Source organism: Pantoea sp. EA-12, assembly GCF_030053355.1.
GTDB classification, from domain to species: Bacteria; Pseudomonadota; Gammaproteobacteria; order Enterobacterales; family Enterobacteriaceae; genus Pantoea; species Pantoea vagans_C.
The window spans coordinates 90,220-109,229 of the sequence record NZ_JASGBY010000015.1; the positions used below are offsets into that span (position 1 = coordinate 90,220).

Annotated in this window: 17 protein-coding genes and 1 tRNA gene; 6 read left to right on the forward strand and 12 right to left on the reverse strand. The window is 52.1% G+C overall.

All coding sequences use genetic code 11. The features are described 5' to 3' along the window. Positions 1–18: 18 nt before the first annotated feature. On the reverse strand, positions 19–1,146 hold the full coding sequence (locus QMZ30_RS20170; RefSeq protein WP_283228754.1) for an EpsG family protein: 1,128 nt from the start codon (positions 1,144–1,146) through the stop codon (positions 19–21). A 423-nt stretch (positions 1,147–1,569) separates the two neighbouring features. Between QMZ30_RS20170 and QMZ30_RS20175 the strand changes: the two genes are divergently transcribed. Next, a complete protein-coding gene (locus QMZ30_RS20175; protein ID WP_349306837.1) occupies positions 1,570–2,319 on the forward strand; it encodes an alpha/beta hydrolase in 750 nt (249 codons plus the stop codon). Between the two features lie 55 nt (positions 2,320–2,374). Next, a complete protein-coding gene (locus QMZ30_RS20180; protein ID WP_283228721.1) occupies positions 2,375–2,839 on the forward strand; it encodes an Rrf2 family transcriptional regulator in 465 nt (154 codons plus the stop codon). 3 nt (positions 2,840–2,842) lie between these two features. On the opposite strand, the gene QMZ30_RS20185 is transcribed toward QMZ30_RS20180, so the two are convergent. Further along, positions 2,843–3,220: a DUF1360 domain-containing protein gene (locus QMZ30_RS20185; protein WP_283228722.1), complete on the reverse strand. Its 378-nt coding sequence runs from the start codon at positions 3,218–3,220 to the stop codon at positions 2,843–2,845. Between the two features lie 192 nt (positions 3,221–3,412). On the opposite strand from QMZ30_RS20185, the gene QMZ30_RS20190 reads away from it, so the two are divergent. Beyond that, on the forward strand, positions 3,413–3,811 hold the full coding sequence (locus QMZ30_RS20190) for a helix-turn-helix domain-containing protein (RefSeq protein WP_283228723.1): 399 nt from the start codon (positions 3,413–3,415) through the stop codon (positions 3,809–3,811). Here QMZ30_RS20190 and QMZ30_RS20195 read toward each other — a convergent pair. The 9 genes from QMZ30_RS20195 to xylF all read right to left on the reverse strand — a co-directional run bounded on the left by QMZ30_RS20195 (position 3,765) and on the right by xylF (position 13,592). Continuing rightward, entirely contained in the window at positions 3,765–4,616 is an 852-nt protein-coding gene (locus QMZ30_RS20195; RefSeq protein ID WP_283228724.1) for an AraC family transcriptional regulator, read from the reverse strand. The genes QMZ30_RS20190 and QMZ30_RS20195 overlap by 47 nt on opposite strands. A gap of 6 nt (positions 4,617–4,622) precedes the next feature. Continuing rightward, positions 4,623–5,660: a virulence RhuM family protein gene (locus QMZ30_RS20200; protein ID WP_283228725.1), complete on the reverse strand. Its 1,038-nt coding sequence runs from the start codon at positions 5,658–5,660 to the stop codon at positions 4,623–4,625. A 286-nt stretch (positions 5,661–5,946) separates the two neighbouring features. After that, positions 5,947–6,687 carry a hypothetical protein gene (locus QMZ30_RS20205; RefSeq protein WP_283228726.1) on the reverse strand — a complete coding sequence of 247 codons (741 nt, stop codon included), beginning with the start codon at positions 6,685–6,687 and terminating at the stop codon, positions 5,947–5,949. After that, the gene (locus tag QMZ30_RS20210) at positions 6,674–7,888 is read right to left on the reverse strand and encodes an AAA family ATPase (RefSeq protein WP_283228727.1); all 1,215 of its coding nucleotides are present in this window, start codon (positions 7,886–7,888) and stop codon (positions 6,674–6,676) included. Before QMZ30_RS20210 ends, QMZ30_RS20205 begins: the two co-directional genes overlap by 14 nt. A gap of 573 nt (positions 7,889–8,461) precedes the next feature. Beyond that, a tRNA-Sec gene (locus QMZ30_RS20215) sits at positions 8,462–8,556 on the reverse strand. 61 nt (positions 8,557–8,617) lie between these two features. Beyond that, positions 8,618–9,796: a D-xylose utilization transcriptional activator XylR gene (gene xylR, locus QMZ30_RS20220; RefSeq protein WP_283228728.1), complete on the reverse strand. Its 1,179-nt coding sequence runs from the start codon at positions 9,794–9,796 to the stop codon at positions 8,618–8,620. Between the two features lie 93 nt (positions 9,797–9,889). Continuing rightward, entirely contained in the window at positions 9,890–11,062 is a 1,173-nt protein-coding gene (gene xylH / locus QMZ30_RS20225) for a xylose ABC transporter permease XylH (protein WP_283228729.1), read from the reverse strand. After that, the gene (locus QMZ30_RS20230; RefSeq protein WP_283228730.1) at positions 11,055–12,575 is read right to left on the reverse strand and encodes a xylose ABC transporter ATP-binding protein; all 1,521 of its coding nucleotides are present in this window, start codon (positions 12,573–12,575) and stop codon (positions 11,055–11,057) included. The genes xylH and QMZ30_RS20230 overlap by 8 nt, the downstream gene beginning before the upstream one ends. A gap of 24 nt (positions 12,576–12,599) precedes the next feature. Beyond that, positions 12,600–13,592 (reverse strand): D-xylose ABC transporter substrate-binding protein, encoded by a 993-nt coding sequence (gene xylF / locus QMZ30_RS20235; protein WP_283228756.1) that lies wholly within the window; start codon positions 13,590–13,592, stop codon positions 12,600–12,602. A gap of 296 nt (positions 13,593–13,888) precedes the next feature. Between xylF and xylA the strand changes: the two genes are divergently transcribed. The 3 genes from xylA to QMZ30_RS20250 all read left to right on the forward strand — a co-directional run bounded on the left by xylA (position 13,889) and on the right by QMZ30_RS20250 (position 17,915). Beyond that, entirely contained in the window at positions 13,889–15,211 is a 1,323-nt protein-coding gene (xylA, locus tag QMZ30_RS20240; protein WP_283228731.1) for a xylose isomerase, read from the forward strand. A gap of 18 nt (positions 15,212–15,229) precedes the next feature. Continuing rightward, positions 15,230–16,672: a xylulokinase gene (gene xylB / locus QMZ30_RS20245; RefSeq protein WP_283228732.1), complete on the forward strand. Its 1,443-nt coding sequence runs from the start codon at positions 15,230–15,232 to the stop codon at positions 16,670–16,672. A gap of 310 nt (positions 16,673–16,982) precedes the next feature. Next, entirely contained in the window at positions 16,983–17,915 is a 933-nt protein-coding gene (locus QMZ30_RS20250; RefSeq protein ID WP_283228733.1) for a GlxA family transcriptional regulator, read from the forward strand. On the opposite strand, the gene QMZ30_RS20255 is transcribed toward QMZ30_RS20250, so the two are convergent. Continuing rightward, the gene (locus QMZ30_RS20255; RefSeq protein ID WP_283228734.1) at positions 17,900–18,895 is read right to left on the reverse strand and encodes an acyltransferase; all 996 of its coding nucleotides are present in this window, start codon (positions 18,893–18,895) and stop codon (positions 17,900–17,902) included. The two genes, QMZ30_RS20250 and QMZ30_RS20255, sit on opposite strands and share 16 nt — an antisense overlap. Between the last annotated feature and the right edge of the window lie 115 nt (positions 18,896–19,010).

A 19,010-nucleotide genomic window follows, 5' to 3' on the forward strand; every position in this document is an offset into this window, starting at 1 on the left:
GCGTTTAGGTGTTGGGTATTACAGCTTAAATGTTTGCGAAACTTCGTAACCGGTTATCGACTGTTTACTGGAAATGGTATTGTAATAAAGATAATAGAGTACCATTAAAACGGTAATCGCGACGGCCGCAACTTTCTTGAGTTTTTTGGTTTCCCAAATACAGAGGGAAATAAGCACCGGTTCAACTTGCAGCAAGTAGTTCGCCAGTCGGCCACCGGAGGCGTAGTCCTGCAGCGCCATCCTGATACCTGCACCAATCGCGAACGTGATGACCAGGATGTAATAAGTATTAAACTTCACCGGGTCGAAGTTTTTGATTCTGTCGCTCAACAGCATAAAGCTAAAGATAAATACAAAGCCGATATTCTTCAGGTTTGAGAGCGTCAGGATACCCTGATCCTGGGTCGATTCCTGGTTAGCGTAACCCATTGCCCTGTCACCCAATCCACCAAGGTGGCTGGAAAGCACAGCAATCAACGCCGAGCTGCCCATAAAGGCGAGGGGCAAGCTGGCCACCACTATCAAAATAGGAATATATTTGTTTTTCCTCACAATCATCGCCATGGGAATGAGCAGGGCAATAATCCCGGTTGCGTGGCTGATAAAGGAGAGAATAAAGGTGGTGATCATCCCGGATTTACTGCGGCGGGACATATGATAAACAAAGCCCATTAAGAACGCGGAACATAAACCAAATCGAATCTGGTTCATGTCTTTGTTAATAAACAGGTGAGCAGAGTAGACGGCCAGAGCCACAATCGGCAGCGGTGTCAGCTTGCGGAAATACCAGGCATTGACGCAGACCGCGATCACCGTAAAGAAATAGATAAAGATATCGGGATTGGCGGTAAATACACGTGTGAGACCTGCTATGGCGTAGATCGCGGGTTCGTAGCGGAATTCTTCTGCGGTACGCCAGAATCCTTCAATAACAATTTTATCGACGAAGTGAACAAAGAAATCACGATACTGGAAATCATCCAGACCTGTTCCCAGACCACGAATTCCGCCGAAAGTAAATAACACGACAACGGCAACAAAATAAACGTATGATCTGATTTGTGCTGTGTTTTCATTTTTACTTAACATGACTTCGACAAGCGCGACAAAAGTCAGGCTAAGACTTATGATCCAGTAAATTCCCATGGTCACAGATTCTTATAGTTTAAAATTTACTTATAACATATGGCCTTGTTAACGTAAACATGAGAAAAGTCTAATTTTTCTTGGCCCAGTATTATAGTGGGTGCAGGTGAGTAATATTATTTGTTACTTTATCAGGGTTATTCATTTGATTTGATTCTCTCTGGGACAGGCGTTGGGCAGCGAAGCCTTATGGAAACTTTTGGTTTTGTCATTTGTTACTGATTTTACTCAGAATTTGGAGTCATAGAGATGAAGTTCCCTCATTTATCGGCTGTGCTTTTCTTGTTGTATCTTCCGGCTGCTTTTGCCAATAAGGAAATTCCTATCTGGCCAAATGAAGTGTCAGGAAATAATAAATTCATTAATTTTAGTAAAAACCCAGCCAACAATAATCGCGCTGTCACAAATGTCGATTCTCCAGAAATGATTTATGTTCCACCGGTCGGGAAAAATAATCACTCGGCTGTGCTAATCATTCCCGGTGGGGGTTTTTCTTATATTATGCAGGACGCTGAAGGACTCGATGTGGCAAAGGTGCTGAGCCAAAAAGGGTATTCCTCGTTTGTATTAATTTATCGTATGCCGCGCGGGGGGTCAGAGGTTAACCGGAATAATGCATTTTCTGATGTGCAGCGCGCGATGCGCATGATTCGCGGCCATGCGGCAGACTATCGCATTGCCTCCAATCAGATTGGCGTGATGGGGTTTTCAGCCGGAGCATTCCTGGCGGCCAACATCAGTAACAGCCCAGATGCCAACAACTACCCCGCAGCAGATACGCAAGATCAGGTTTCTGCACGGCCCGATTTCACCGCACTGATCTATCCAGTGCTGTCGCTGAAAAATGGCGTGACGCATGTGGGCACACGCACGGCGATGTACGGCAAAGATATCAGCCAGGCTGACATTGATCAGTATTCACAGGAAGACCGTGTTAGCGGCAACACTCCGCCGACGTTTCTGGCACAAGCGCTGGATGATGGCACGGCTTCGCCCAGAAACACGTTACAGATGTTTGATGCCCTGCGTAAAAACCATGTGAAGGTGGAGATGCATCTTTTCCAGCAGGGTGGGCACGGTTTCGGCACCGCGCTGAAAAAGAATATTCCGGCCAAAAACTGGCTGACTCTGTTCAGTGACTGGCAAGCGAGTCTGGTGCAGAAAGCGGGATAAATTGTTGCAGCCTGGCGCGTTTGCTAGAGTGTCGTGAACTTTAGAGGAACCCTCCATGCCCCGCGACAACCGAATGTCCCGCTCCCTGCACGCGCTGATTCATCTCGATCGGCATGTAAAACGCGCCACGTCTGAAGCCATGGCCAAAATGTTGGGCACCAATCCGGTGGTGGTACGCCGCATGATGTCCGGGCTGCGCGAAAAAGGCTATGTGGTGTCGGAGAAAGGACACGGCGGTGGCTGGGAGCTACGAGTTGAGCTAAACGCGATAACGCTGCTCGATGTTTATCAGGCCATTGGTTCACCGGCGCTGTTCAGCATCGGGCCTGCTGCCGATCCCTCGCCGTGTCTGGTGGAGCATGCGGTTGATGAGCGTCTCGACCAGGCACTCAACGAAGCGGAAGTGATGCTGCTCAATCGCTTTAGCCAAATCACCGTGGCCGATATCGCTGATGATTACCTCAACAAAATGGCAAAACTGGGGCTGGAATCCGAGCCCCATCCGCTGTGCAGCGAGTAATTTTTAATCCTGCTTCTGTAAGGTGATCTGCGCGTTATGTTTCATCACGTGCGTGGTCACTGCTGCCTGGAATACCTTGAACATCAGACCGTTGATAAAGGTGGTCAGGGTTAAGGTAATAAACGCCGTCATCACCCAATCAATCACCGCCATATCGCTGTGCAGCAGATAAGGGCGATAAATCAGCATGCCGACCAGCACTGTCCAGTGACTCATGCAGTAAAAGCAGTGAAACAAGTGGCCAAGTAGCGCGTGCTTTTTGGCCGTCCAGGCACGTAGTCCGGCAAACAATTCGGTTTGGGTGATGGTCATCGCGATGCTGGCCGCCGCCAGTGCAATCGCTACACATGTCCATACGTCCGGGGTGATCACGCTGTTCATTATCTCTCCTGCTATAGGTTATTCATGTAACTTACAATATTACATGAAAGGTAAAGTCGCAAGCATCCAACTTTGGCAACCTGTGCGCCACATTGGCGAGATTTCGTTATTTATTGGCTTTAACACTAAACATAGCCAGAGGCGGCTTTTTTATAATGCTGCTGACGTGTTTAACCGCCCGCAGGAGGAAAGATGGATATTCACGCAGCCTGTATGCATCAACTGATGCAGTGGATCGAAGACAACATTGAACAGCGATTGATTCTGGAAACCGTGGCGCGACGCGTCGGCTATTCGCAGTGGCACTTGCAGCGTTTGTTCCGCAGCCACACCGGCATTGCGTTAGGGACTTATATTCGAGAGCGCAAACTCACGGCCTCGGCGATAGCCTTAGTGAATAGCAACATGCCGCTGATGGAGATAGCGATCAAATATGGTTTTGAGTCGCAGCAGACGTGGTGTCGCACCTTCCGCCGCATGTACCATCTGCCGCCCGGCGCGTTTCGCCGCAAATATCAGCAAAGTCTGCCGGAGATTAATGGGCCTACGAGTCTTCTGGTGCTGCAAGCGCAGACGCGGCAGGCGGCGTAAGGTATTTGCCCGGCGTCGAACCAAATGCGCTGCGAAATGCGCTGATATAACTGCTGACGCTATCAAAGCCAACCTGCCAGGCCACCTGCTGCACGCTTTTACCCGCAGCCAGCCCTTCCAGTGATTTCAGTAGCCGCGAGACCTGGCGATAACGCGACAAGCTCATGCCCACCGCACTGGCCCAGTGGCGACTCAGGCTGCGCGGACTGAGCCCAGCCCACTGTGCCAGTTCCGGCCCGGTGCGCGCATCTCCGGGATCGTCCATTAACAGACGTGCAATCTGCCGTAGTCGCGGCTCTTCAGGCAGCGGCAGCGTTAAGGCGTGCTCGGTAGATTCGTATAGTTCATCCAGGAACACATCGCACAGGCGGTTATAGCGCTCGCTGCCCCAGCCATCAGGGGATAAGCTAGCCAGCCGCTCGGCCAAGGGTTCCAGCACCGATGGGCAGGAGAGTAGCACCGGACGCTTGGGCAGCGGTGCGGTCAGCGCTTCATCCACCAACACCGTCCAGCCCAGTACCCGGCCAGGCCCGATAATCGCGTGTTCAAAGTGCGGCGGAATCCAACCCACCAGACGCGGCGGATTGGCAAAAATCCCCGACGGCGTGTTCACCGTCATCATCCCCTGTTTCAGGCAGTAAAGCTGGCCCGCCGCGTGGCGATGGGTGCGGCTTTCCCGATCCAACTGCTTGGATAACGACGCCGCAATCACTTTGGGCGCGTCCGGCTGTTGCAACCGCTGGCGCAACTCTTCCGCACGCGGATCGCCGCAGAAGGTGAGCTTATCGTTGGGATGGATGAGCATGGGGGATTAGCCTTTGGTGTCCTGTTGCCACTTTAGCAACGTCATAATGTTCTTTTCACCCTCTGTTTCTTTAAGGCGACGTTGCTGCTCGGCGAACTGGCTGTATTCGTTATGGGCTTTTTCATCGGCCATTTTCTTGCTGACCGACCCTGTGCCCTGAAGTACATCGCGATCGTTAAACTGGAGAAACTGGTCGAGTTTGTCTTGCCAGTCATGCAGGAATATCTGCTGGCGTCGGCGCGCCTGATCCTCGGCAAAATCCAGCCACATGTTGACCACGCGGTTGAGTTCGCTGACTTCCTCCGTGCTGAGGTAGTTCTTCGCCACGGTCACATCGCTTTTGCGCACTTCTTCATTTTTAAAGCTTGTCAAACCCATATTGGGTTGGGCTGCATCAGCGCGTTGATGAATAAGCTCGGCGGCAGTGTGCCCGGTGCAGGCGAAATGCAGTTTGTTCTGGATGGTTTGAAAAAATTGCGTGGTCTCTTTCAGCGACGGGAGGTAGTCCGCAGCAAGAGCGAAAATCTCACGAACACGTAAGTAAACGCGGCGTTCGCTGGCACGGATATCACGGATGCGTTCCAGCATCTCGTCGAAGTAATCCGGCACCGATGATGTCCCAACCGGCGGATTTTTCAGCCGCTGGTCATCCATCACAAAACCTTTCAGCAGAAATTCCTGCAGCGTCTGCGTTGCCCACTGGCGGAACTGCGTGCCGCGCGGGGAGCGGACGCGGTAGCCGATGGCGAGAATGACGGGCAGGCTATAGTGAAGCGTATTTCGGTTAACCTGCCGAGAACCTTCTAAACGAACCTGTAAGTAAGCCTTACAGGTTGCGTTTTGTTCGATTTCGTCTTCTTCATAAATGGCTTTGATGTGCTGAGTGATAGCTTGAGGCGTGACTTGATAGAGTCCGGCGATAGTGGCCTGAGGCAACCATAGCGTTTCATTTTCAAAGCGGCATTCAATACGCACGGCTCCATCATCACTGGCAAACATAATGAATTCACCCGCCGGGGATGGGATGGCGTGATCTTCTGACATGCTTCCTCCGCTTTGCTCTGCCTCAGGATTGATGACTTAGTATGCCAGAGGTGGGCTGGGTGGTTCATTAGCGAAATGGGTAAGGGGAGGGAAGGGGCGGAAGATCCCAGGAGGTGGACTCGTTAGTAAAGTATATACTTATGTTGAATTCACCCCCAACATATCCCCATGCTACAAGTTCAAAGTAAGTCGTTGCTTAAGTTATCAAGTTCTGGCGGCATAGGTAAAAACGAACAATTCCCTGATGGTCTGATGAAGGTTATCTAACGTGTTGATTTTGTTGTTTTTATTTTTCAAGGAATGAGCAGAAGTTTTCGCATTCAACACACCGCTGCCTAACGATGTCAATTTTTTCAATAATTTTTTCACTATAATTTTTATATAGCTTGGGCTCTTTTCTCAACCGAGGTTTTCCTTTAATGTTTTTCTTTGAATAGCCAAGAGATATCAATCTATCTTCAACATCTTGAATATCTTCGTAATTAACGCAAATCGCTGGTTCATGTGTGGCTAATAACCAAACTTCACTAGAATAAGTCGAAAGTAGGTAATATATTTCTTCAGGAGCAGATTGCTCGTTTAACCAAATATTTACAGCACTTTCACAAAAAGCTTTACGATCATCATTTACAGGATCGAAAGCTAGATGGTTCATCTCTTCTGCAATATCTGTATCAATCTGTAGAATTATACCATCGGCTCCGGAAAACTTTATTAAGGTATCCCATCGAAAAGATTGTTTGGCTTGCAAAAGTTTTTTTTGCCAATCCTGTAAAGCAGGGTCTATAACGATCCCTTTATCTAGTGAATATTTTTCGCACCATGATTTTACTGCTGTCCATCCATGACTAGGATAATTACCAGTGGTCATGTCTTTCGTTGGGCTAAGCTCTCTTATATCTATCTCAGCTCCGATTTTTTCGGAGATATGGTTGGATATACCTCTTATTATCTCAATGTCAGTTGGCCCTTCACAAACTAACAAGTATATTTTTTTCTTTTTTTCAACTTGTTCAGGCAAATCCATGCGGTATACCTCCTATTGCACCAGATAACCAAATTTCAGAGAGCTTCATTCCAAAGTATTTTTCTTCCCATTCTTTTTTTGTTGTTCCAGAGGGTGGGTTAATTCTCCTGACTTTCGTTAATCCTTCCCTGTCACGTTCAACAACAAAAAGACGATGCTCGTCGTTAAATAAGTCAATGCCATCAAGTGTAATTGGGTTGTGTGTTGTTAAGAAAATTTGTTTTTGCTTTTTTTCTTCAACAATTTCAACAATTTGAGACATTAGGGTTCTTATTAACCCAGGGTTCAAAGCACTATCTATATTATCTATGGCAACTATATCCGGTGAATCTTCATGAATAAGTAATAGGAGTGTAAATAGTATATAGAGTGCTCCCTCACTGACATCATAAGCATAAAGACTATTAAAATTTTTCTTCATGTACTTATCAGTATATTCAAGGACACTGCGACCCAAGCTGATATGTTCAGATGCCAGTTTTTCATCAATGTCAGATGTTGAGGATATGTACTGAAACCAATCCATTAATTTAAAAAATCTTCTTAACTCATCAATATGTCGCTTACGCTTATCAACATTCATCAGAATTTCTTTTAAAGCCTCTGCCAATCTTCCACCATACAGCCCTAATGGTGCTTTGTTACTACCATCAGAACTCACACCTCTCAAAATGGGAGTAGAAGGAGAATAGATTGCAAAGTTTTTTATGCCATCAAGTTCATTAAATTCATTATGTAAAGTATTGTATAAAGAAACTATACTTGATTCTCGATCAATTTTAGCTGGAACAGCAATGCCATCTAAACGTGCCCCATTATTAGATCTTCCAGCTAATTGCTTTTCGGTTTTTTTTTCTTTCAAAGATTCTGAATGATATGCAAAACCTTCTTTAGGGCTAATTCCCATTGAGTATAAATATGATTCAGTCTCAATTGCTATCCTAAATAGAGCTTTTCTTGTTTTATTTTTAAAAGAACTGCGAAATATCTCAGGCGCAGATAGTCTTGCTCCTCTGCGCGCTAGCCTTTCATAATCCACACTACCTTCAATAGAGGCAGATGCTACGGCTATAGACTCAAGAAGATTGCTTTTGCCTGCACCATTATTACCAATAAATACATTAATACGGCCAAACTCGATATCTTCCTCGAGTATTGATTTAAAACCACTAATTTTTATACTTTTTAAGATTGAACTCATAACATTCCTCAAATGTTCATACCCATCCACTGGAATTCTTGAAACGGCCAAGTGAACTCACATTCCCTACAGTACTCTATTATAAATAAAATTTTTTTCAATTTGATGTTATCTCTCATATCAATAGGCTTTGCGCGTAATGCTATCCCTGCCACGCCTGCCCGATTTAAGTATGATGATGCTCAGGCCGCGCCAGTTGGGCTGCTAAGTATGTTTCTACCCGGTAAAATCCTCACGCAAACACATACATATTGTGAATCAAAACCTATTTATATTCTCCAACGTGCTAAAAATTTTTAGATTTGAGACAAAATAATTCCCGCCAGCTGGCAAGGATTGCACAGGATTTGTGACCAGTGTTTGAAGGCTTGACCTAACGCCCAAGTGTCTGTGCTTGCCGTTGGGGTGTTGGCGGCGGCGGGGCGGTGATCTGTTCTGGCTCCTTTGAGCGGGTGATCACCTTTACTAGGTTTAATGCGTTTTGAATGTGCTGGAACACTCCAGATTCAATCACTGATGATAAGTTTATTGAATCATATTAGTTAGATGTCGGAGATTTACAGCATCAGTAAGTGGCGGAAGATCACAGGAGTCGAACCTGCCCAGGACCGCTGGCGGCCCCAACCGGATTTGAAATCCGGCCGCCTCACCGGAGACGACGATCTTCCTTTAAAGAAGCAGCGGAAGTATAGCGAGAATGCGCCACGAAATCTTGATCTAAGCCGTGCGCTACAGCACGTTCTCGCCGTGAAGTTGCCGATACTCCTTGGGCGTGCTGGCGTAGCTCTTCTTGAACACCGAATAGAAATATTGCAGTGATGGATAGCCGCACATCTGGGATATCTCGTTAATATTTAATGAAGAAGAGGCCAGCAGCTCGCGCGCTTTCTCCAGCTTTTCGCGATGAATCATGGCATGGATGGTGTCGCCAGTCTCATCACGAAAACGCTTCTCCAGGTTTGAACGGGACATGCCAATCGCATCCAACACCTGTTCGACTTTAATCCCTTTGCAGGCATTAAAGCGGATGTAGTGCATGGCCTGAATCACAGCAGGGTCGTTCAGCGAACGAAAATCCGTGGAGCGGCGGGCAATTACTTTAACCGGCGGCACCAGAATGCGTTGCAGCGGCAGGGATTGTTTATCCAGTAAACGGTGCAGCAATTTCGCGGCTTGATAGCCCATCTGCCGCGTGCCTTGGGCGACGGAGGAGAGGGCAACGCGGGACAGATAGCGCGTCAGCTCTTCGTTATCGATACCAATCACCGTAAGCTTCTCTGGCACCGGGATTTTAAGATGTTCGCACGCCTGTAACAGATGGCGCGCTCGCGCATCGGTGACGGCAATAATACCGGTTTGCGGCGGCAGCGTTTGCAGCCAGTCTGCGAGGCGGTTCTGGGCGTGCTGCCAGTTTTCCGGTGCGGTCTCCATGCCCTGATACACCACGCCCTGATAGCGTTCGCGCATCACCAGCTGACGAAACGCTTGCTCACGCTCTTGCGACCAACGCTTGCCGCTGGAAGCGGGCAAACCGTAGAAGGCAAAACGGTTGATGCCTTTCTCTTTCAGATGCAGGAAGGCACTCTGCACCAATGCCGCGTTATCGGTGGCGATGTAATGCACCGGCGGATAATCTTGCGGCTGATGATACGAGCCGCCGACACCAACAATCGGCACCTGGACATTGGCGAGCAGAGTTTCGATGGAACTGTCGTCGTAATCGGCAATCACGCCATCGCCCAGCCACTCGCGGATATTCTCAATACGGCAGCGAAAATCCTCTTCAATGAAGATATCCCAGTCGGTTTGCGATGCCTGTAAATACTCGCCGACTCCTTCCACAACCTGTCGGTCATACACCTTGTTGGCGTTAAATAACAAGGTAATGCGGTAACGTTTCTCATGCATGGTGGCGCGTTCCCTTAAACCCTCAGCGCATTGCATAGCACGGCTGCAAGGACAGCAGAAATGGTTTGCGCCACAATGTGATCGCCCACGCGATTACACCCGGCGACGCGTGGCGGTATCCATCCACACCGCCAGCAGCAAGATCGCGCCTTTCACGATGTACTGCCAGAAGGTCGGGACATCCATCATGCTCATGCCGTTATCCAGTGAGGCCATGATAAACGCACCCATCACCGCACCGGCGACCGAACCCACGCCGCCCGCGAGGCTGGTGCCGCCAATCACGCAGGCGGCAATCGCATCCAGCTCCGCAATGTTACCGGCAGAGGGGGAACCCGCACCCAGGCGGGAGCTGAGGATCAGCCCGGCAATCGCCACCATCACGCCATTGATCGCAAACACCGCCAGCTTGGTGCGGGCCACATTAATCCCGGAAAGACGAGCGGCATCAAGATTGCCACCTATGGCATAAATCCGGCGACCAAAGGCGGTGCGCGTCGCCATAAACATGCCCGCCAGCAACAGCAGTGCCAGCAGCAAGACGGGCGTCGGCACCCCGCGATAATCATTCAGCAGCCAGATGGCCCCCAGCACCAGAACAGCCGTGATCGCCTGACGCACCACGGTACTGGTTGCGGCGGGTTGGTTCAGACCTAACTGCTGGCGGCGCAGGCGTAAGCGCCATTGCCAGAGAATAAACAGCGCCAGGCCGACAAAACCAAAGCCGAACCCCACGCCGCCAGGCAGATAACTTTGCCCAATCTGCGACATCGCCGGGCTGGTAGGGGCGACTGTGGTGCCATCAGTGATGCCGACTAAGATGCCACGAAACGCCAGCATGCCTGCCAGCGTCACGATGAATGATGGTACTTTGCGATACGCCACCCACCAACCGTTCCAGGTCCCCAGCAGCAGACCCAGCACCAGGGTTACGACGATGGTGAGCGGCAGCGGCCAGCCAAGCCAGACATCGAAAATCGCGGCGGCACCGCCCAACAGGCCCATCATGGAACCCACTGACAGATCGATTTCCGCAGAGATGATCACAAACACCATCCCCACCGCCAGGATGCCGGTAATCGCCGTCTGGCGTAGCAGATTGGAGACATTGCGTGCGCTCAGCCAGGCACCGTCGGTGGTCCTGGTGAAGAACAGCGCAATCAGTAAAATCGCGCCCAGCATCACTAACACTTGCAGATTCGGTCGCGGAAGTTTGCCCGGTGTGGGCGTGCCCGGCAGGCTCTGTGTGCTCTCGGTTTTAAGCATAATGTTCACTCCGCAGAGCGGCTTCCATCACCTGCTCCTGAGTTAGATTGTTGTTAATCAGATCGGCTTTGATTTGCCCTTCATGCATCACCAAAACGCGATCGCTCAGGCCCAGTACTTCGGGCAGCTCGGACGAAATGACAATCACCGCGATGCCTTGTTGCACCAGCGCGTTGATCAGCAGATAGATCTCCTGGCGTGCACCTACATCAATGCCGCGCGTAGGCTCATCCAGAATCAGGATTTTGGGATTGAGCAGCAGGCACTTCGCCAGAATGGCTTTTTGCTGATTGCCGCCACTCAGCCGTCCAATCGCCAAATCGGGAGAGGAGGTTTTGACGCGCAGGCGACGAATCGCATCGTTGATGGCCTGCTGTTCGGCGGCTTCATCCAGCGTGGAAAGGCGATGACTAAACTGATCGAGTGCCGCCAGCGTGATGTTTTTCCCCACGCCCATCAGCGGCACGATGCCATCTTTTTTGCGATCCTCCGGCACCATGGCGATGCCGTGCGCAATAGCATCGCGACAGTCATGGATTTTTACGGGCTTACCGTTGATGGCAATATCGCCATGCCAGCGGCCCGGCCAGACGCCAAACAAACACTGTACCGTTTCGGTGCGTCCGGCACCGACCAGCCCGGCAATCCCCAGGATTTCACCGCGCCGGAGGCTGAACGAAACATCGTTCACCCGGCGCACATGGCGATTGACCGGATGCCAGGCCGTGAGGTTTTTCACTTCCAGCAGCGTGTCACCGATATCGTGCGGTTGATGCGGATAGAGCGCGGTCAGTTCGCGTCCCACCATCATGGTGATGATGTCATCTTCACTCAAACCTGCCGCCGGACGCGTGGCGATGTGTTGCCCATCGCGGATCACGCAGATGGTGTCAGATATGGCTTTCACTTCATTGAGTTTGTGCGAGATGTAGATGCAGGCGATGCCGTGCTCACGCAGGTTGTTGATAATGCTCAGCAGCACCTCGGTTTCCTGCTCGGTGAGCGAGGAGGTCGGCTCATCCAGAATCAGCAGCCGAACCTGTTTATTAAGCGCTCGGGCGATCTCCACCAACTGCTGCTGACCAAGCCCCAGCTCACCGACTTTGGTGGTAGGCGACACATCCAGCTTCACCCGCGCCAGCAGCTGCTGGCAGCGCAGCGTCATGGTTTCATCATCGACCATGCCAAAACGGCCCAATTCGGCACCGAGGAAAATGTTCTCCATCACCGTGAGCTGGCGCACCAGCGCCAGTTCCTGATGAATGATCACAATGCCTTTGCGTTCGGTATCACGAATGGTCTGCGCCTGAATCGAATCGCCGGCAAAATGAATCTCACCGTCAAAATCACCGTGCGGATAGAGCCCGCACAGGATTTTCATCAAGGTCGATTTGCCAGATCCATTCTCACCGCACAGTGACATCACTTCACCTGCATCCAGCCGCAGACTGATATCATCCAGCGCTTTCACCGCGCCGAAACGTTTGGTGATGTGCTTCATTTCCAGCAGCATAGGGAGTCCTCCTCGCAGCGGTGCTTAGAGTTCGCTCTGTTTGTGGAAGCCGTCTTTCACCACGGTGCTTTCGATATTGTCTTTGTTGACGGGGATGGGCGTCAGCAGGCGTGAGGGCACCTCTTTCAGGCCATTATTGAGTTTGCCGTTGCTGGCGGGCGTTTGGTTATCGCCGAGTTCTACGGCAATTTTTGCGGCTTCGGTGGCGAGTTCGGTGATCGGTTTGTACACCGTCATGGTTTGCGTGCCATTCATGATGCGTTTGATAGCGGCCAGGTCGGCATCCTGACCTGAAATCGCGACTTTGCCTGCCAGACCTTGCGCACTCAGCGCCTGAATCGCACCGCCTGCGGTGGCATCATTGGAGGCGACGACCGCATCAATATGGTTGCCGTTAGCGGTCAGGGCGTTTTCCATGATTTTTAACGCGTTCTCAGGTAACCAGGCATCGACCCACTGATCGCCCACCACTTTGATGCTTCCGTTGTCGATGTACGGTTTTAACACCTTCATCTGTCCCGCGCGGAACAGGCGAGCATTATTATCGACTGGCGAGCCGCCCATCATGAAATAGTTACCTTTTGGCACCTGCTTCACAATGCTTTCGGCCTGCAGTTCGCCGACTTTTTCATTATCAAAGGAAATATAGAAATCAATGTCAGCATTATTAATCATACGGTCATAAGCCAGCACTTTAATGCCTTCGCGTTTAGCTTCGGCCACCACGTTGCTTAATACCTGGCCGTTATAAGGAATGATCACCAGTACATCGACACCACGGTTGATCATATTTTCAATTTGCGACATCTGCGTCTCTTCATTGCCGTTAGCAGACTGGACAAAAACGCTGGCACCTAAAGATTCGGCTTGTTTAACAAAAATGTCGCGGTCTTTTTGCCAGCGCTCCAGACGTAAGTCATCGATCGCCATACCGATTTTCACTTCTTTCGCCATACCCGTTTGGCTAAACAGAGCCAGCGCAGCGCAGGCAGCTAACAGCGTGTATTTCATTTTCATCATGGTCATCCTGTAGGTTGAGGCTATTGTCGTTGTAAGGCTATGAACCAAGCGGATGAATTGTTGCCTTGCGTTTCAGATAACATCAATTACTGATTTTTATCCGGCTATTACGTTTTTTTGTTTATTTGTGATTCTTTGAGCGCGATCTGAATTTGCGAGTATTTGCGAGCTGGCGCACAATTAATAATTATCTTAATTTGAGTGTGAAATATCGTAATTGAGTCTGTAGACAACCCCTTAGCAAAATAATGACTCACTGCTGACCATTCGGGTCTGATGCTAAGGAGCAAAACATGCACGCTTATTTCGACCAGCTCGATCGCGTTCGTTATGAAGGGGCCAAATCCACCAATCCGCTGGCGTTTCGCCACTACAATCCTGACGAAGTGATCCTCGGCAAAACCATGGCGCAACATCTGCGCTTTGCCGCGTGTTACTGGCACACCTTCTGCTGGAACGGTGCGGATATGTTTGGTGTGGGTGCCTTTGATCGCCCATGGCAGAAAAGTGGCGATGCATTGCAGCTGGCGAAACAGAAAGCGGATGTGGCGTTTGAGTTCTTCCACAAACTCAACGTGCCCTATTACTGCTTCCATGATGTGGATGTCTCACCAGAAGGGGATTCCCTGCGCAGCTACCGCGAGAATTTCGCGGCGATGACTGACAAGCTGCTGGAAAAACAGCAGGAAACAGGCGTGAAGTTACTGTGGGGCACGGCTAACTGCTTTACTCATCCGCGTTACGGTGCCGGTGCGGCAACCAGTCCAGACCCCGAAATCTTTGCCTGGGCCGCCAGCCAGGTGTGCAGTGCCATGCAGGCCACGCAGACGCTGGGCGGTGAAAACTACGTGCTGTGGGGCGGGCGTGAAGGTTATGAAACCTTGCTGAATACCGATCTGCGTCAGGAGCGGGAGCAGATTGGCCGTTTTATGCAGATGGTGGTGGAGCACAAACACAAAATTGGTTTCCAGGGCATGCTGCTGATTGAGCCGAAACCGCAGGAGCCGACCAAACACCAATATGACTACGACGTGGCAACGGTGTATGGCTTCCTGAAGCAGTTTGGTCTGGAGAAAGAGATCAAAGTTAACGTCGAAGCTAACCACGCCACGCTGGCGGGACACTCGTTCCATCATGAGATTGCTACGGCGATTGCGTTGGGGATTTTTGGATCGGTGGATGCCAACCGCGGTGATGTGCAGTGCGGCTGGGATACCGATCAGTTCCCCATCAGCGTCGAGGAAAATGCCCTGGTGATGTACGAGATCATCAAAGCGGGCGGATTCACCACCGGCGGCTTAAACTTTGATGCCAAAGTGCGCCGCCAAAGCACCGATAAATATGACCTGTTCTACGGTCACATTGGCGCTATGGATACCATGGCGCTGGCGCTGAAAGTCGCGGCACGCATGGTGCAGGAAGGCGAGCTGGATAAGCGCGTGGCACAGCGTTACAGCGGCTGGAATGGTGAGTTCGGCCAGCAAATTTTGAAAGGTGAGTTTTCACTGGCATCCCTGTCGGCGCATGCTCAGCAGCAACAATTGAACCCGCAGCACCGCAGCGGGCGCCAGGAACAACTGGAAAACCTGGTCAATCACTATCTGTATGATTTCTAACTGCTTCAGGAGCTAAACATGGTTATCGGGATCGATTTAGGCACCTCTGGCGTCAAAGTGGTGTTGCTGGATGCGCAAGGGCAGGTTGTTGCGATGGAAACGGCACCTTTGCAGGTGTCACGCCCGCAGCCGTTGTGGAGCGAGCAAGATCCCGAAAGCTGGTGGAACGCCACGGATACGGCGATGCAGGCGCTGGCGCAGCAGCAGGATCTTAGCCAGGTGAAGGCGATTGGCCTGAGCGGCCAGATGCATGGTGCGACGTTGCTGGATGCCCAGCATCAGGTGCTGCGCCCGGCGATTTTATGGAACGACGGGCGCAGCAGCGAGCAGTGCCGGGAGTTGGAGCAGCGCGTGCCAGATTCGCGTCAAATCACCGGCAACCTGATGATGCCGGGCTTTACCGCCCCCAAGTTACTGTGGGTGCAACAAAACGAACCCGACGTTTTCAGCAAGGTGGCGATGGTGCTGCTGCCGAAAGATTATCTGCGCTGGCGCATGAGCGGGGCGTTCGCCAGTGATATGTCAGACGCGGCTGGGACGATGTGGCTGGATGTCGCCAGGCGTGACTGGAGCGATGCCATGCTCAAGGCCTGCGATCTTAACCGTAGCCAGATGCCTGCGCTGTATGAGGGCAACCAGATCACCGGCACGTTATCACATGAGATTGCCGCGCGTTGGGGGATGAACCCTGTGCCGATCGTAGCGGGCGGTGGTGACAACGCCGCCGGTGCCGTGGGTGTCGGCATGGTCGCGCCGGGGCTGGGCATGCTGTCGCTGGGTACTTCGGGGGTCTATTTCCTGGTCAGCGACGGGTATCTCAGCAATCCGCAGCAGGCGGTCCACAGCTTTTGCCATGCGCTGCCAAACCGCTGGCATTTGATGTCGGTGATGTTAAGTGCCGCTTCCTGCCTCGACTGGGCTGCTGCCTTAACCGGCTGCGCGGATGTGCCAGAACTGCTGGCTGAGGCAGAAAAAGCGCGCGGTGATGTCGCGCCTGTGGTGTTCCTGCCGTATCTCTCCGGTGAGCGTACACCGCATAATAATCCGCAGGCGCAGGGCGCATTTTTTGGCTTAACCCATCAGCACGGGCGGCCTGAGCTGGCGCGAGCGGTGCTGGAAGGTGTGGGGTTTGCGCTGGCAGAAGGGATGGAAGCGGTGCATGCCTGTGGTGTGCAACCACAAACCGTGATGCTGATTGGCGGCGGGGCGCGCAGTGCTTACTGGCGGCAGATGCTGGCGGATATCAGCGGATTAACGCTCGATTACTGCCACGGCGGGGAAGTGGGTCCGGCGCTGGGGGCCGCACGGTTGGCGCAGTGGGCGATTGATCCACAGAGTGAGTGGCCGGAACCGGAGTTAGTTCAGCGTCATCAACCGGATAGCGCACGCTATCAGGCGTATCAGCCGCAGCGCGAGAAGTTTGCGCAGCTGTATCAGCAGCTCAAACCGTTGATGTCCTGATTTGGCTTGGTGATGGCCGGATTGGGTCGTGGATTTTGGTTTTATTAGGCTATGATGGACGAATCTTGTGTGTTGCTATGGCTTGAATTGGCCTTACCTTAGCCTTCTCCCCTCACCCCAACCCTCTCCCGCAAGCGGGAGAGGGGGCAGACCGAGCGCGGTGGTGGCTTTTCCTGCAAGCATGGGAGCAGCACAGCTTATGACGTCGAAGTTGTGCCTAACCCAAGTCAGTCCTCGATCGGTCCCCTCTCCCACTTGTGGGAGAGGGCCAGGGTGAGGGCAAAACTCATCACCAATCCTGGAGCCCAGTATGTCGCAGCCTGTCTATTTCCTGGTTCTACCCGGCGTGATGGCGCTCGATCTCACCGGGCCCGCCGAAACCTTGCAGTTGGCGGATGGCCACTTTGCCCTGCACTACATCGGCCCCAATCCCAGCGTACTGTGCTCCACGGGCATGACTATCGCCGAAATCGCCCCTTTACCCGATCGCTTACCTGACAATAGCTTGCTGGTGGTGCCCGGCGTGCACGACTCGAAAGTCTGGTTCGATACCCCAGCGGCCGCCGCTGCGCGTGACTGGTTACGCCTACAACAACCGGATATTCAATCCCATCGCATTACACTGGTGTGCATCTGTTCCGGGGCGCTGCTCTCAGCGCAAGCGGGCTTACTCAACGGTGTGCAGTGCACCACGCATCATGACGTGTTACCGCGCCTGAAAGCGGCGGCACCGGCTGCGTTAGTGAAAGATAACCGCGTTTTCGTCGAAGATTGCGGCATCTGGACCAGCGCGGGCATCACCGCCGGTATCGATTTGGCGCTGCATCTGATCAACCGACTATGCGGTGCGCCGCAGGCGCTTAAAGTGGCGCGGGAGATGGTGGTGTGGTTCCGCCGTTCCGGCGATGATCCGCAGCTTTCACCGTGGCTGCGCTATCGTAATCACCTGCATCCCGCCATTCATCGTGCGCAGGATGTGATGATTGCCCATCCCGAAAACGACTGGTCACTGACGGCACTGGCTGAGCGCGCGCACGTCAGCGAACGCCACCTGACGCGCCTGTTCCGCCAGCACCTCGGCATCAGCGTGCGCGAATACCATGAACAGCTGCGCCTGGTGATTGCGCGGCAGCGCCAGCAGCAGGGCGAAGCAGCAGAGAAAGCCGCGCTGGCGGCCGGATTCTCCTCTGCACGCCAACTGCGTCGCGCCCATCAGCGCTGGGACGATCAGCTCACCAGATGATGCTTATCCACGCGCTTAAGCACTATCGCCAGCAGTAAACTGCCGATTAATGTGACGCCAAACACCCAAGGCAAATCAAGCCACGGGCGTGACATATCGTCGTAATGGTGGGTACGCAAATAATGAATGAACAGTGCGTGGAAGCCATAAATCGGCAGCGAATAGCGTGAAATCGTCCCCAGTAACGGTAGCGTGCGGCTGTTGAGCACATTTTTAAACAGCACCAGCAAACTGATGGCCGCAATAAACACCAGTGGGCCGCAATACAGATACCAGGTGTCGTTGAACGCGCCGTTGATTTTCAGCATCTGTTTGGTACCGAGCGTGATGCCTATCCAGCAGGCGACAAACCCCAGTCCAGCCAGCCAGCTGATGCCACGTTTGTCAGTGTCCATACAGCCAATCGCTCGCCCTAACAGCGCATACAGCAGGTAGTAAATGCTGTCACCGCTCACGTAGAGATTCACCGGCAGCCAGTGAAACGGCCCCAGCGACTGACTGACGGTATTGGGATTGGCCAGCACCGCCAGTACCACTACCAACAGCGCGACGTAGCGTGGCTGTACGCTTTTCACCTGAATCAACGGAGAAAGCAGGTAAATACCGATGATGGCGAAGAAAAACCACAGGTGATAGAACACCGGTTTTTGCAGCAGCTTCAGCAGCGAACGCCCTTCACTGATCGGCGTTAACCAGGTGATATAGGCCAAGGCCACTGCGCTGTAGAACAGTAAACACAGCACGATGCGCAGCAGATGTCTCCCCTGCGCGCTGCGTTCGCCAAAGAACAGGTAGCCGGAGATCATAAAGAACAGCGGGACGCAGACACGCGACGCCGAGTTGAGCAGGTTGGCGACATCCCAACTGAAGCCCGTCACCGCCAGCGGGCCGGTGATATACCAGGTGGTGGTATGAATGACGATCACCATCAGGCAGGCGACCGCACGTAAGTTGTCGATCCAGTGTATTTTTTGCGACATGGCTTCCTCGTGCATGAACTGTGCAAAAGGGTAGCCAGTGAGCCGCGCGTCAACAACCTTTGGACCTGAAATTCGGATCACTCTTGGCTGGCTCAGCGCTGCTTTGTAGGGTGCG